The sequence below is a fragment of the Vibrio sp. M260121 genome, from assembly GCF_036533715.1.
Classification (GTDB): Bacteria; Pseudomonadota; Gammaproteobacteria; order Enterobacterales; family Vibrionaceae; genus Vibrio.
This window is the reverse complement of record NZ_JATABF010000007.1, coordinates 1-13626: the sequence shown is the minus strand read 5'-3', so window position 1 is coordinate 13626 and position 13626 is coordinate 1. Positions and strand designations below refer to the sequence as shown.

13 protein-coding genes are annotated in these 13626 nt (G+C 44.5%); 5 read left to right on the top strand and 8 right to left on the bottom strand.

What is annotated here, in order from left to right:
• Positions 1-4: 4 nt before the first annotated feature.
• The 8 genes from QTO06_RS06145 to QTO06_RS06110 all read right to left on the bottom strand — a co-directional run bounded on the left by QTO06_RS06145 (position 5) and on the right by QTO06_RS06110 (position 8493).
• Positions 5-565 (bottom strand): sugar O-acetyltransferase, encoded by a 561-nt coding sequence (locus QTO06_RS06145; RefSeq protein WP_331407188.1) that lies wholly within the window; start codon positions 563-565, stop codon positions 5-7.
• Between the two features lie 136 nt (positions 566-701).
• On the bottom strand, positions 702-2042 hold the full coding sequence (locus tag QTO06_RS06140) for an HlyD family type I secretion periplasmic adaptor subunit (RefSeq protein WP_331407187.1): 1341 nt from the start codon (positions 2040-2042) through the stop codon (positions 702-704).
• Positions 2017-3735: a type I secretion system permease/ATPase gene (locus QTO06_RS06135; protein ID WP_331407186.1), complete on the bottom strand. Its 1719-nt coding sequence runs from the start codon at positions 3733-3735 to the stop codon at positions 2017-2019. Before QTO06_RS06135 ends, QTO06_RS06140 begins: the two co-directional genes overlap by 26 nt.
• 61 nt (positions 3736-3796) lie before the next feature.
• Positions 3797-4381 carry a calcium-binding protein gene (locus QTO06_RS06130; protein WP_331407185.1) on the bottom strand — a complete coding sequence of 195 codons (585 nt, stop codon included), beginning with the start codon at positions 4379-4381 and terminating at the stop codon, positions 3797-3799.
• Positions 4382-4583: 202 nt separating this feature from the next.
• A complete protein-coding gene (locus tag QTO06_RS06125; RefSeq protein WP_331407184.1) occupies positions 4584-5240 on the bottom strand; it encodes a LuxR C-terminal-related transcriptional regulator in 657 nt (218 codons plus the stop codon).
• Positions 5241-5470: 230 nt separating this feature from the next.
• The gene (locus QTO06_RS06120; RefSeq protein WP_331407183.1) at positions 5471-6139 is read right to left on the bottom strand and encodes a LuxR C-terminal-related transcriptional regulator; all 669 of its coding nucleotides are present in this window, start codon (positions 6137-6139) and stop codon (positions 5471-5473) included.
• A 177-nt stretch (positions 6140-6316) separates the two neighbouring features.
• A complete protein-coding gene (locus tag QTO06_RS06115; RefSeq protein ID WP_009704926.1) occupies positions 6317-6517 on the bottom strand; it encodes a chromosome segregation ATPase in 201 nt (66 codons plus the stop codon).
• A 59-nt stretch (positions 6518-6576) separates the two neighbouring features.
• On the bottom strand, positions 6577-8493 hold the full coding sequence (locus QTO06_RS06110) for a methyl-accepting chemotaxis protein (protein WP_331407182.1): 1917 nt from the start codon (positions 8491-8493) through the stop codon (positions 6577-6579).
• A gap of 317 nt (positions 8494-8810) precedes the next feature.
• Between QTO06_RS06110 and QTO06_RS06105 the strand changes: the two genes are divergently transcribed.
• From QTO06_RS06105 to QTO06_RS06085, 5 genes are all read left to right on the top strand, one after another.
• The gene (locus QTO06_RS06105) at positions 8811-9767 is read left to right on the top strand and encodes an AAA family ATPase (RefSeq protein ID WP_005432145.1); all 957 of its coding nucleotides are present in this window, start codon (positions 8811-8813) and stop codon (positions 9765-9767) included.
• 14 nt (positions 9768-9781) lie between these two features.
• Complete coding sequence (locus QTO06_RS06100) at positions 9782-10708, top strand: DUF58 domain-containing protein (protein ID WP_331407181.1); 927 nt, start codon at positions 9782-9784, stop codon at positions 10706-10708.
• Positions 10709-10751: 43 nt separating this feature from the next.
• On the top strand, positions 10752-11228 hold the full coding sequence (locus QTO06_RS06095; RefSeq protein WP_331407180.1) for a DUF4381 domain-containing protein: 477 nt from the start codon (positions 10752-10754) through the stop codon (positions 11226-11228).
• Entirely contained in the window at positions 11221-12225 is a 1005-nt protein-coding gene (locus tag QTO06_RS06090) for a vWA domain-containing protein (protein WP_331407179.1), read from the top strand. The genes QTO06_RS06095 and QTO06_RS06090 overlap by 8 nt, the downstream gene beginning before the upstream one ends.
• The coding region (locus QTO06_RS06085) for a vWA domain-containing protein (protein WP_331407178.1) at positions 12218-13626 on the top strand (1409 nt) is incomplete at its 3' end. The genes QTO06_RS06090 and QTO06_RS06085, both read left to right, overlap by 8 nt.

Here is a 13626-nt window from a genome sequence, read left to right as displayed (position 1 = left end):
TCGATTATTTTTGTTCGATTGGACGAATCACTTTACATGGATTACCAGCAGCAACAACGTTTGGTGGCACATCTTTCGTAACAACACTTCCCGCACCAATCACCGAGTTTTCACCGATAGTCACACCTGGGCAAACAATCACACCGCCGCCTAACCATACGTTATCGCCAATATTAATCGGCGTGCCAAACTCAACGCCCTCTTCTACACGGCCTTTGACATCCAAAGGATGCCCTGCAGTGTAAATCTGCACATTAGGGGCAAATAGAACATTATCTCCAATATGTACTTCCGCAACGTCTAGTACGACGCAGTTAAAGTTCGCGTAGAAGTTCTTTCCTAGTTTGATGTTTGAGCCATAATCACATCGGAAAGGCGGTTCTAAATACGCCCCTTCAGAGTCTGGAATAAGTGCATCAATTGCATTACGCCATTCCTCAGTATCTGGAATGCTGTTGTTGATTTTCTGCAGTACTTTTCTGCACTCAATACGTGCTTGATATAGTTCCTTATCCCAAGCATCATAAGGTTCACCAGCCAACATTTTTCCTTTTTCTGTTCTCATTGTTCAGGTCATCTCACACAAAATAAAGGCGCATAAAAACACATCCCAATCTCACAAAATGTGACCTTGTTAATGGATCATTTATTTACGTTATTTACGTGCGTTCGATGATGAGATTTCAAACAGAAGTTATCCGTTAGTCTTCTCTGAATGCGCGATTCATACTCTCGGTTAATGGTTTAACAAGGTAACTCAACGGTGTTCTTGGCTCCGATAGAATCAACACTTCAGCATTCATGCCGGAAGTCAGTCGATGTTTAGCAACGTCCTCTTGAGCTAAAGCAATACGAGCAAGATAAAAGTCATCTTGGTTTTGCTCTGAGAGCTTATCCGCGGAGATAGTTAATACGGTGCCATCGAGAGGTGCTAGCGTTCTTGCATTCAGAGCCGTTAAACGAACTTGAGCATGCTGACCTGGCGTAATCAAATCGATGTCTTGTGGACTCACACGAGCCTCCACCAGCAACTTGTCATCTTGAGGAACGAGCTCAAGCAAGGTCTCGCCCGAGCCAATCACCCCTTTTTCAGTAAACACTTGCATGTTCACTACTCTGCCGGAGATTGGAGCGACAATCGCTGTTCTTGCTACGACATCTTTTGCAGAGCCGTACTCCTCTTTGATCGAAACAAGCTCTGTCTTAGTGTTACGCAACTCTTCGACAATTTGATTGAGTCGCTCTAGCTTCAATTCTTCTATTTTTGCTTGGTTCTCATCTAATCGCTTGGCCACGGTCAAAGATTGACGATCCAATTGACTGAGTGTGCTGCGAACTTCTGCGGCAAGACGTTTAAGCTGAAGTAGCGCAGACTTTCCTGAAAAGCCTTTTTGCACTAACGCCTGATTACTGGCAATTTCTTCGTCAATGAATTTCAAGCGCTCACGTTCGATGACTTTCGTTGCATTGAGGTTATCCAATTCCAAATTCGCGCCTGAGATGCTCTGCGCAATGATGTTTAGTTTGCTGTCGAAAAAGCGCTTTCTCGCCTCAAAGATCTTACGTTGTACCGATTTCGCTTCAGCGACAATCTCTGCGTTTTTAATCGTCTCGATATCTTGCGCCCAATTAATCTCAGGCAATTCATCGAGTTCGGCATTCAATCGATTTTCTTTGGCTAGAGTATGAATGTACTGACCACCAAGAGAATCTAATTTTGCATTTGCTTGACGCTTCGAAAGCTGGATAAGTAACTGTCCTTTTTCTACCAAGTCACCTTCTTGAACGTAAAGCTTTTCAATAATGCCACCTTCCAAATGTTGAATCTCTTGGCGCTTACTCAATACAGATAAATCACCGTAAGCGATGGCAGCACTCTCTAGTTTTGATGTGGCCGCCCAGTAGCCTAATCCGCCCAAAAATAAACTTAACGTCAACACGCCAAGTAGAATGGGACCTTTAAGTTTAAGTTCGGCCGTTGGCATAAAACGGAAAACGCTATCTGCCGTCAGTTTGTTATCGTTTGGCAGTTGATTGCTCATTTCGCACCCTCGGTATATCTGTTCTTTCTTCTCCCATTAAGCGCTTTAACACCTCATCTCTCACGCCATACAATTTGAGGCGACCCTCTGCGAGATACAGTAATCGGTCCATCTGGCGCAACGTACTTGGGTTATGAGCAATCACAATGACAGTGGCCCCTTCCGACTTAAGGTGTGCGATCAAACGCTGATATGCCGCTTCACCCTCCCCATCGAGATTCGCATTGGCTTCGTCAAATACAACAACGGATGGATTGCCGTAAACGGCTCGAGCCAAAGCGATACGTTGGCGCTCTCCACCGGACAATCCACGTCCATTTTCGCCAATGACAAAATCATAGCCTTTGTTTTTCTTAAGAATAAGCTCGTGACAACCGGCTAACTGAGCAGCTCGAATGACTTTTGCAGGGTCTTCATCCTTAAATCGCGCGATGTTATCTCTAATCGTTCCCGGAAACAGTTCCACTTCTTGCGCGAGATAACCAAAGTGGGCTCCTCTATCTTCAGAAGCCCACGAAGAAACTTCCATCCCATCTAGAGTAACCTTGCCCGCGAGCGGTTTGATGTTACCGAGAAGCAGTCTTGCAAAGGTCGACTTTCCTGTACCAGAGGGGCCAATGACCCCCACGGAGACACCGGGAGGTATTGATAAAGAGATGGATGATAAAACAGGCTCTGTCGCACCAGGGTGACGATAAGCTAAACCCGTAAATTCAAAATGTCCTTTCGGACGAGGTAGCGGCATGTCCGATTCATCTTGTTTAACGATCCTATCAATTTCCCACAACCGCTTATAAGCATTCCTAGCAGACATCGCGCTGCGCCATGTTCCTATGGCTTGTTCCATTGGCGATAACGCTCTGCTCATCAAAATGGAACTGGCAATCATGGCACCAGCGGTAATCTCATGCTGGATCACCAACCATGCACCACCTCCTAATAAGCATATCTGAAGGGAGCCACGTACGAACTTCGAAAAGTTAGCGAGGTAGATCGATTTCCCTACCACCGTCAGCTCTAACAAGTTGGATTCGTTTGCTTTCGCGTACCATCGTTCTAAGAACGCATTCATCATCCCCATTGCGACAATCGAGTTTGCGTTTTGAGTGGCGATTTCAGCGTGATTGATATGTGAAATTGAGCGAACTTCACTCTCTTGTAACACCTTTCTGGTCACCAATTCATTGATGATTCCAAGGCTAAATAGAACAATCGAACCGCCTAAAGCAATATGACCTAAAACAGGATGCAGCAAATAAACGAAAAGGATAAAAACAGGTGTCCAAGGCGCGTCCAGCAAAGGGTAAGGCGCCTGACCACTTAAAAAACTCTTAATGTTTTGTATATCCCTTAGTACTTGGGATGTGTAGCTTTTACCAGTATGGGTTTGATATTGGATACTGCGCTTGAGCATAAATGCCGACAGTTTTGCATCCAGCCAATAGCCAAATGACTTACTCATTTGTGCACGAGCAATATCTATCAAAGACATCGTGAGTAATGCAGCAAGGACAATAACCGTCAGTAAAAAAAGTGTATCGATTGAATAGGAAGATATAACGCGGTTGTACACTTGGAGCATGTACAGAGGAATAGCAAGTACTAATAAATTTATAAATAAACTAAAACCAACCAGCAAGCCTATGAGCGTGCATAGTTTTTGTCTAACTTCTTTGAAAACCGTTTGTTGCACGATTATTTCCACATATTTTTATACATTAGGCGCTAGACTCGCTAGCGCCCAAAAATGTGACTTAGATAATGAATAAGTCGGCGCCGTATGAGTCGATGTCCTCTTGCGTAACACCAATCAATTTGACCGTTAGATCTGCGCCATCAGTAAAGACAGCACTGCCTTTAGCGTCGTAAGTAAAGGTCAGGTCGGCATATGACGTAACAGAATCACTGATAATATGGAGTGAATCTTCACCAATATTGAAATCAACCACTTTCGCTTCACCATGACCGCCAAATTTGTCGGTAAAGATAAACTTATCTGCACCACTACCGCCAACCATTACATTGTCACCAGAACCAGCAACCAGTAGGTCATCATCTTTACCACCGTTTAACTTGTTGTCACCTAGCAAGCCGAGTAACAAATCACTACCCGTACCACCACCGAGGTAGTCGTTACCGGTGCCAGCCATTAGAATGTCGTCACCTGCACCACCGGTTAGACGGTCATTTCCCGCACCTCCGACAACGAAGTCGTTACCACCACCGCCAACGAAAGAATCGTTGCCACCAAAACCGATAAATACGTCATCGCCACCGTCAAAGTCAGCGACTTGATGGTTATCACCCGCATCACCATAGTAAGTGTCATTTGTGCTCATTTTATGTCCCTCTTGGCTTTCTATTTGAATAGACCTTTTGTGTCTGAACTAACTCCAGCAGACTCGAGAAAGTCTAATAAACAAAAGCATAAGAACGAGTTTGAATATGGATTGATATTTCAAACTAACAATTTTATTAGCACATAAAAAACTGGTACTTTTAGATATAAAAGGCATTTAAAACATAAGGTTAAATCTAGTACTACAGGTTTCTTTTCGCCCAACTTGTGGCTTGCGTTCGGTTTTTAACTTCTATTTTTCGGAATATGTTGTAAAGGTGAGATTTGATGGTGTGCTCACTAATAAATAGTGAATCTGCTATTTCCATATTAGAACCACCATCTTTCAACATTTGAAGAACTTGAACCTCTCGTCGTGTTAATTCGACTTCTTCAGCTGGCTCAATCGAGTAGGTTGATTCCTTACCTTTATAATAAGTTAATAGCTGTTCCAGCAATCTTCGCGATAACCAATTATCACCATCAATAATGGCTTTTAAGCCTTGGCACAATTTGTCCATTGAATCACTAGGGCCAAAAATACCTTTAACATGAGGCCATGATGCTAATTCTTCAGTATCGAGCTCATGTCCTAAATTCAACATTATTGTCCCTAATACTTTTTCATTATCTTTTAAGTAAACTAAAGTATCGGATGGTGTATCTACTGAGAAATCTACCAATAAGAAATACTGTTCTGGAATAAGCTCATGGTAGCTTGGGTTTTTACTGTCGATAATTGTAATTTTGGTTGCTGTATTTCTAGAAAGCATCTCCTTGAAGTTTTCACTCTGCAGGCTTTGTTGAGTGATCATTAGGATCTCAGGCCTATCAATATTCTGTTCCATAATGTTTCTCATACTTTCACTAACTTAACACTCTGAATTTAATAACTATTAATCAGCACTTAATCTCATATCTAAGTGCTAGACGATAGAGTAGATTCATTTGCTACTTTTTTAAATTGCAAATTCGTTAAATTCATAAACAAAAAAAGTGTTTCTCATAAAAGAAACACTTCTTACATACAAATAATTTATACAAGATCTGCATCGCAATTTAACTTGCGTCGACCTAATTCACTTAATTTTTATACCGCTATCGACAATCCAGAAATATTTTCTTTCGCCCAAATTAATGCTTGTACTCTATTTTTTACGTCAATCTTCTTAAAAATATTGTGGAGATGGGTCTTAACAGTATTTTCACTCACAAATAGCTGTTCTGCGATTTGTTGGTTCGAAGCCCCCATAGATAAGAAGGTGATAATTTGCTGTTCACGCTTAGTCAAAATTGCGGACACGCTCTTATTAACTGGTCTGCTGTGCCTGCGTAGATGAGTAATATATTGCTGCGAAAACTTGCGGCTAAACCACATGTCACCCTGTAATACTTTTCCAATTCCGACCTGTAACGTAGTAATGTCATCCGACGTGTAGAATATTCCCGCCAGCGTTTGCCATACAAAAAGCTCTTCTGTCGAGATGGCCTTATCGCAGTTTAGGAGTACTTCAATCGAATCTTTTAGCTCTGCCTTTTTAAACTCCATATAACGGGAGAACACTTCATCAGTTATCACACTGTAATCCAATAGAATTGCAGGTACGGGTAAGGCTGGAACGGTGTAATCGGCTAGCTTTTCAGGGGCAATCAGGCTGACGTTGATGTTGAGTTTGGTTTCAAGGACATCTTTCAACAAAGAAGACTGCAAACTATCCTCAGTAATTAAAATTACGTTCCCTGTATTTCTATGTGCCATCTCGTTTGCAGTCCTTAGTCATTTTGTTTGAAATAAGCAATAGATTTAGTTAGAGCGGCAGTATTGTCAAGTATGAAAAAAAGTAGTAACAACTAATAACTTATTGATTAGTAAATAGTTGCAAGGCATGAGTTAAATGGCGGGTATTAAAAAAGGGAGTATGAAACTCCCTCTTTATTAGTGCACTGGCACCGAACTTTTCTGATTGAACTTACCAAAGTATTGCTCAAGGATTTCTGGTGTCAGCTTTCCTTCAGCCTCTAGCTTTTTAAGCTCTGCTACGATTTCCTGTTGTTCTTCAAGAGATGGCAGCTTTACCTCTGGCTCATCACCAGCTTCTTGTGAGATCAGTTCTAGTTCTTTTTCGAAATCATTCATAGTACTTACCTAAAATATCGAGTCATTAAACTTGTAAACTAGCCCTATTCTATCCAACTCTACAGCTTGAAGCTACCAACCATCTTATCTAGGCGAGATGACAGCTCTTGTAGATCTCGGCTTGCTCCAGCCAGTTCTTCTGCTGTTGCTGTTGTCATCTCATTGATCGCATTAATTTCTTCAATGTTTTGGTTGATAGTGTGAACCACTGTCGATTGCTCTTCTGTCGCTGTCGCAACTTGTGTATTTCTATCTGAAATATCCGCAATACGCTCAGAAATATTCATCAGAACGTCAACCGCTTCGTCAGTAGAAGCAACACCTTCAAACGTCACCGCTTTGCCTGCTTCCATTGCAGTTACTGCATCTTGCGCATCACTTTGAAGTTGGTTAATCATCTTCTGAATCTCTTCGGTCGAATCAGCCGTACGTGACGCTAAGTTACGTACTTCATCCGCTACCACTGCAAAGCCTCGCCCTTGCTCACCCGCGCGAGCTGCTTCGATCGCTGCGTTCAATGCAAGTAAGTTAGTTTGCTCAGAGATATCGCGAATCACATCCAGAATAGAGCCAATGTCTTTGGTTGTGGTTGCCAGTTGCGTCACTACCATGCTGGTCGTTTCAACGTCATCAGCAAGACGACTAATCACTTCCTTCGCTTGCGTTACGACTTGGCGACCTGTCTGCGTGTTGTCAGATGCTTGGTTTGCCGTATCTGCCGCTGTTGCTGCGTTTGAGGCAATCTCACTGATCGTCGCACCCATTTGGTTAATTGCCGTCACGACTTGGATCGTTTGATCACGTTGTTCTTGGCTGTTGTCATGAGTCGAAGTCGCTTTGCTAGACACACTATCCGCAGCCTCACTTAACGCACCACTGGTTAGCGACACTTCTTTCATGGTTGCGTGGATCTTCTCAATAAAGCCATTAAAGCCTTTTGATAGCTGAGCGATCTCATCGTTACCATTGATTTCAATACGTTGGGCTAAATCACCTTCGCCTTCGCCAAGGTCAGTGAATCGGTCTGCAATTTGGCGAATTGGGTTGGTAATGCTGTTTGCCAACAGAACGCCCATTGCGATGAAGATCAGTGCCACGATGGCTGTCGTGAACAACATTTTCTCTGCGGTTGCATCAAGATCCGCAAACACTTCATCGACAGGTACAACACCAACAACAAACCAATCCATCGAAGGCACATACAAGCTAGACACGAACATGTCCTGGCCTTCAAACTCTGTTGTCACTAGATTGAAGTGACCTTTGTTAAGTAGCTGAGAAGCTTCACGTCCGAACAATTGGCTAATAGAGGTTTTGTTTTTGCCTTGCTGACGGTGGATCTGGATATCACCTTTGCTATTGGTCAGAAAAACATAGCCTGTTTTCTCAATCTTAAAGCCATTCAGTAGCGAAACCATGTCATCCATCGACTTAGACAGACCTGACATCGATACGCCATTCAAATCTTGGTAGTTAGTGAACATTTTCACATCACCATTTGCTTCTTGGAAAACGCTGACCGACGTGTCTTGACCAGAAGAAGTAAAACCAAAGAACCACGCATCTTGCGAACGATTAAGCTGGCGTAAGAAGCCGTTTTGGTTCCAGTAGTAAGCCGTTTGTCGATTTGCTACGGAAGCGTCGTTCAACTGATATTGGGACTTCACATTGTTAAGCTGTTGAACGAGTTGCGCCTCTATCATTGGGTTGCGTTCTGTCGTCGAGAGCGCTTCAATGACGAATTCGTTAGTGGCAAGTTGCTTTGCCGCTTGCTGCATTTGTACAACTTCACGGTCAATCTCAGTATTGATCTGCTGCAACATTGCAGGTAGTTCGATATCGATTAAGCGATGACTTAGCACTTCACGTGCGTGTCTCTGTGCCATAACACCGACAATGATGGTAGAAGCGAGCACGGCAAAAGTAATACCGATGACAACCTTCTGTTTGATACTCAGGGAGTTAAGTTTCAACATATCTGGACCTTTAAAAAGAATCACTCGTTATCTGTATTCTGAACAGGATAAAACTGGATGCATAACAACTCGCTATGCACGGCTTGAAACTTATATCGGCCTTCCCCTACAAAACTAGAGAAAATTCTCAAAAATTAATGCAAATGTGATGTAACAGACTGTCGAACAAGGTAATTCACGGTTTTCAATGGCTTGCAATCACTTTACTCGCCCCAATATTGAAAAGATAAATTGCATGTGCGTACTGGAACTTTTCCCTTAGAAGAAGTGACCAATACTCAAAACAAGAATCATATGGATACCAGAGAGTCCAAAAAATGCACAAAACAAACTTCGAAACTCTTCAAAGCTACTTAGAGTCTCAGATCATTGGTCAGCATGATCTCGTTAAACAGCTTCTCATTGCTCTACTTGCCGATGGGCATATCTTGGTTGAAGGCCCTCCAGGATTGGCTAAGACCCGTGCGGTGAAATCTCTATCGGATTGTGTAGAGGGTGATTTCCACCGTATTCAGTTCACACCAGACTTACTGCCAGCGGACTTGACGGGTACAGATATCTTCCGTCCAGAAACTGGCGAATTTACCTTCCAGTCTGGTCCTATTTTCAACTCACTGATCCTTGCTGATGAGATCAACCGTGCGCCAGCTAAAGTGCAAGCCGCAATGCTTGAAGCAATGGCTGAGAAGCAAGTGACCGCAGGACGAAACACATACGCACTGCCAGAGCTATTCTTGGTGATGGCGACGCAAAACCCAATCGAGCAAGAGGGAACTTACCCACTACCAGAAGCACAGCTTGACCGCTTCTTGTTGCACCTTGATGTAGATTACCCAGATGCAGAGCATGAACTGGCAATCTTGCGCATCAACCGTGGTGAGGCAAAAGGCGAAGCGACGATTGAACGCCCAAGCTTGAGCCAAGAAGACATCTTCACTGCACGCAAAGAAGTGCTCAACATCCACATGGCAGACGCAATCGAGCAATACATCGTTCGTCTTGTGATGGCGACTCGACAGCCAAGCGATTACGACTCAGAGCTTGCGAAGTGGCTATCTATGGGTGTGAGTCCACGTGCGACGATTGCGCTTGACCGTTGTGCTCGCGCTCATGCGTGGCTGGCAGGTCGTGACTTTGTCTCACCAGAAGATGTTCAAGCCATGGCTTACCCTGTGCTACGCCATCGTCTGCTGCTTAGCTACCACGCTCAGGCAGAAGGCATTACAGCAAATCAGGTTATCGACAAGCTTCTTAACCTTGTAGGTAGCGCATAACGTAGGTAGGTGACATGTCTGCATCATATGCATTGCCACCTCATGCGAATGGGGTGACATTAACCCTTGAAGAGCTGCTTCAATATCGCACTCAATCGGTTCGTTGGCTGCCACCAGCACAGAGTATTTGGTCGCAAATGAGCGGTAACCATACCAGCCGTCAAAAAGGTCGTGGTATGGACTTCATGGAAGTGCGCCAATACCAAGCGGGTGATGACATTCGCAGCATCGATTGGCGAGTCACGGCTCGAACGGGAAAAGCGCACACAAAGTTGTTTGCTGAAGACAAAGAGCAAGCGGTGATCTTGTACATCGACTTGAGCCCAAGCATGCACTTTGGATCGCAATATGTATTGAAGTCGGTTCAACTGGCGCATTTCGCTAGCGTCTTGATTTGGCTGACATTAGCCAAGAAAGACCGTATCGGCGCGGTGATTGATGATGGCTCTCAGTGTATTGAGTTCCGCCCTTCTTCTCTTCAAAAGCAAGGGCTGAGAATTCTTGACGCGATAGTGAATACTCACAATCAATTGCTTACAAATCAACAAGCTGACAGCACACGCACGTTGCCTTACATGAGCGCAATTGAAACGCTACACAACCTGACGCCGAAAGGCAGTGAGCTTATTCTGCTGAGCGACTTTGCTCAAGTGGAGGAGAAAGAACTGGTTCAACTGCGTCGGTTAAAGCAACACAACAGCATTCGTGCAGTGCAGTTTTATGATCCTCTTGAGCGAGGCGAAACCGACTTCCGAGGCCAAGCGAAAGCATCCGATGGTCATCGAAGTCAGTGGTTTAATTTCGGTTCGAAAGGACAGCGCCAGGAGTTGGAGTCTCACTTCGTTAAACATCAACAAGCCATTAAACAGCAGTGTCATTCGATGGCAATTCCATTTAACAGTCTGTCGAGCGGGTTACCGTTGGTTCAGCAGTTAAGCTAATCAAAGCAACAACATACAAATCATTCAAGCAGTAGTAATAATAATGACAACGAATAATCAAAGCCTAAACCTTGAACCTTTAATCCTGCCAAATGCACCAGATTGGTTCCCACTTGCTTGGGGATGGTGGGCTGTTCTGGGCGGTGTAATTCTCTCCATCTTAATCGTCGTACTGTACTTAAGATGGCGTACAAAGCGTCTTGTGGCCAAGAAGACCGCATTGAAACTGTTGACCAATCCGATCACACCACACACACCGTCTTCTGCATTAGAGGTTCTTCGCCAAGCGGCTTTGAGTTACTTCCCTCGTGAAGAAATCGCGCCATTAACAGGCTCTGCTTGGTACGAGTTTCTTGATAGTTACACTAAAGAAACTCGATTTGTCGATAAACAACAACAGTGGCAAGCGGCGCTGTATCAAAAGTCTGATCAAGAGCAACATCAAGCATTAATTGATGATTGCGCTTTCTGGATTGAAACCGCATTGCCACCAAAGAAAAAGGCAAAAACTCGTGACTGAGGCAACTCTCGTTTCGAGCCTCTCTCAGTGGTTGAACATTGAGTTTGTCTGGTGGTGGGCATTATTGTTACTGCCCCTACCTTGGCTGATTTATAAGTTCTTCCCTGAAGAGACTCAGCAAGCTGAAATTAAGCTGGCGTACCTGCCAGACAATACACACAGCAACAAACCAAAACAGGTCGTACAAAAATTCCTGTCTATTGGCGTATGGGCTCTGTTGGTTGTCGCATGTGCTCGCCCGGTTTGGTATGGCGATCCGGTTGAGTTCCAACCGAAATACCGCGACATGATGTTAGTGGTCGACTTATCTGGCTCTATGCAGAAAGAAGACATGAACGACAACGGTGAATACATAGACCGTCTAACCGCCGTTAAAAGAGTCTTATCTGATTTCGTAGAAAAACGCCAAGGCGACCGCTTAGGTGTGGTTCTATTTGGTGATCATGCTTATCTACAAACGCCGCTAACCGCTGACCGTAAAACCGTGATGCAACAGATCAATCAAACCGTCATTGGCTTGGTTGGTCAGCGCACCGCGATTGGTGATGGTATCGGCTTAGGCACTAAAACCTTTGTAGACAGTGACGCACCACAACGTGTGATGATCTTGCTCAGTGATGGTAGCAATACTGCTGGTGTACTTGATCCGCTTGAAGCCGCTGAAATCGCTAAAAAATACAACGCAACCATCTACACCGTAGGAGTGGGCGCTGGTGAAATGATGGTGAAAGACTTCTTCATGACTCGCAAAGTCAATACCGCCTCAGACCTTGATGAGCAAACGCTGACCAAGATTGCAGAGATGACAGGTGGTAAATACTTCCGAGCGCGTGATGCTAAAGAACTTGAAACGATCTACGACACCATTAATCAACTAGAGCCAGTTTCAACCGATACGCAAACTTGGCGTCCTCAGTCGGAATGGTTCCCTTACCCACTAGGCGCTGCCCTTGTGCTTTCCGTGTTCCTGTTTGTTCTAAGGAGAAAACATGGCTGAGTTTACTTTCCTAAATCCTTGTTGGTTGTTGGGTTTGCTCGTCATTCCTGTCGTCCTCGCGGTTAACAGCCAATACAGAACCAAAAAGTCATCGTTGATTGCGCCTCATTTGGCAAAAATGCTTGGTCACTCAGTGAAGACTAAACACTACTTCGCCATTTGGGGGTTAGCATGGGCAATCGCTTGTATCGCTTTAGCAAGCCCAAGTTGGCAATCCAACACACGCCCAAGCTTTGAACTAAACCAAAACCGAGTGTTAGTTCTGGATATGTCGCGCTCGATGTACGCAACGGATGTGAAGCCAAATCGCCTGTCACAAACCCGCTATAAAGCGTTGGATTTACTGCCGAAATGGAAAGAAGGCTCAACAGGTTTGGTCGCGTACGCGGGCGATGCTTATACGTTAAGCCCACTGACGACTGACTCCAGCACACTCGCTGGCATCATCGAAAACTTGTCTCCTGAGTTAATGCCGTATCAAGGCTCCAACTTACCATCAGCGATTGAAACCGCGCTTGGTCAGTTTACTCAAGCGGGCGTAAATCAAGGTGACATCGTCGTGCTGGCAGATGATTTGGATGACTCCGAACTATCTCGCTCATTAAAGTTATTAAGCGGTAAAGACATTCGTGTGTCAGTACTTGCTATCGGCACATCAACTGGCGCACCAATTGCTCTTCCGGATGGTTCTTTAATGAAGAGTCGACAAGGCAACACAGTGGTAGCGAAGACTAACCTGAAAAACTTACAGAAGTTAGCCAAAGAGACCGGCGGATTATTTGTGCCAATTCAACACAATAACCGTGATGTCGAGAACATTGCCGCGTTTACTAATAACGCGAGTAACAACCTTGCTGCCAAGCAAAGTGAAGATGTGAAAACCGACTCTCGCTTGAACGGTGGTTTCTGGTTGCTACCTCTGCTGTTGATTCCTGCTGCCCTACTCTTCCGACGCGGCATGATTTGGGTATTGGTAGCGACCGTACTACCGATGAGTTGGACACCGAAAGCAGAAGCGAATGCGTTCTTGAATCAGAACCAACAAGGTGAACAGCTTTATCAAAAAGGTGAATACGAAAAAGCCCAAAGTACCTTCACTGATCCTAACTGGAAAGGTGCAGCAAGCTACCAAGCTGGAGATTACGAAAGCGCGATTGAAGCCTTCTCCAATAATCCAAGCCTTGATGGCCGTTACAACTTGGCAAACGCACTTGCTAAGAACGGACAACTTGAGGATGCGGCAGAGCTCTATAAAAACGTAATTCAAGAAAAACCTGACTTTGAAGCTGCGAAAAAGAACCTGTCGGTTGTAGAGGAGAAACTGAAGCAACAGCAGCAACAGCAGCAACAGCAGCAACAGCAGCAACAGCAGCAACAGCAGCAACAGCAGCAACAGCAGCA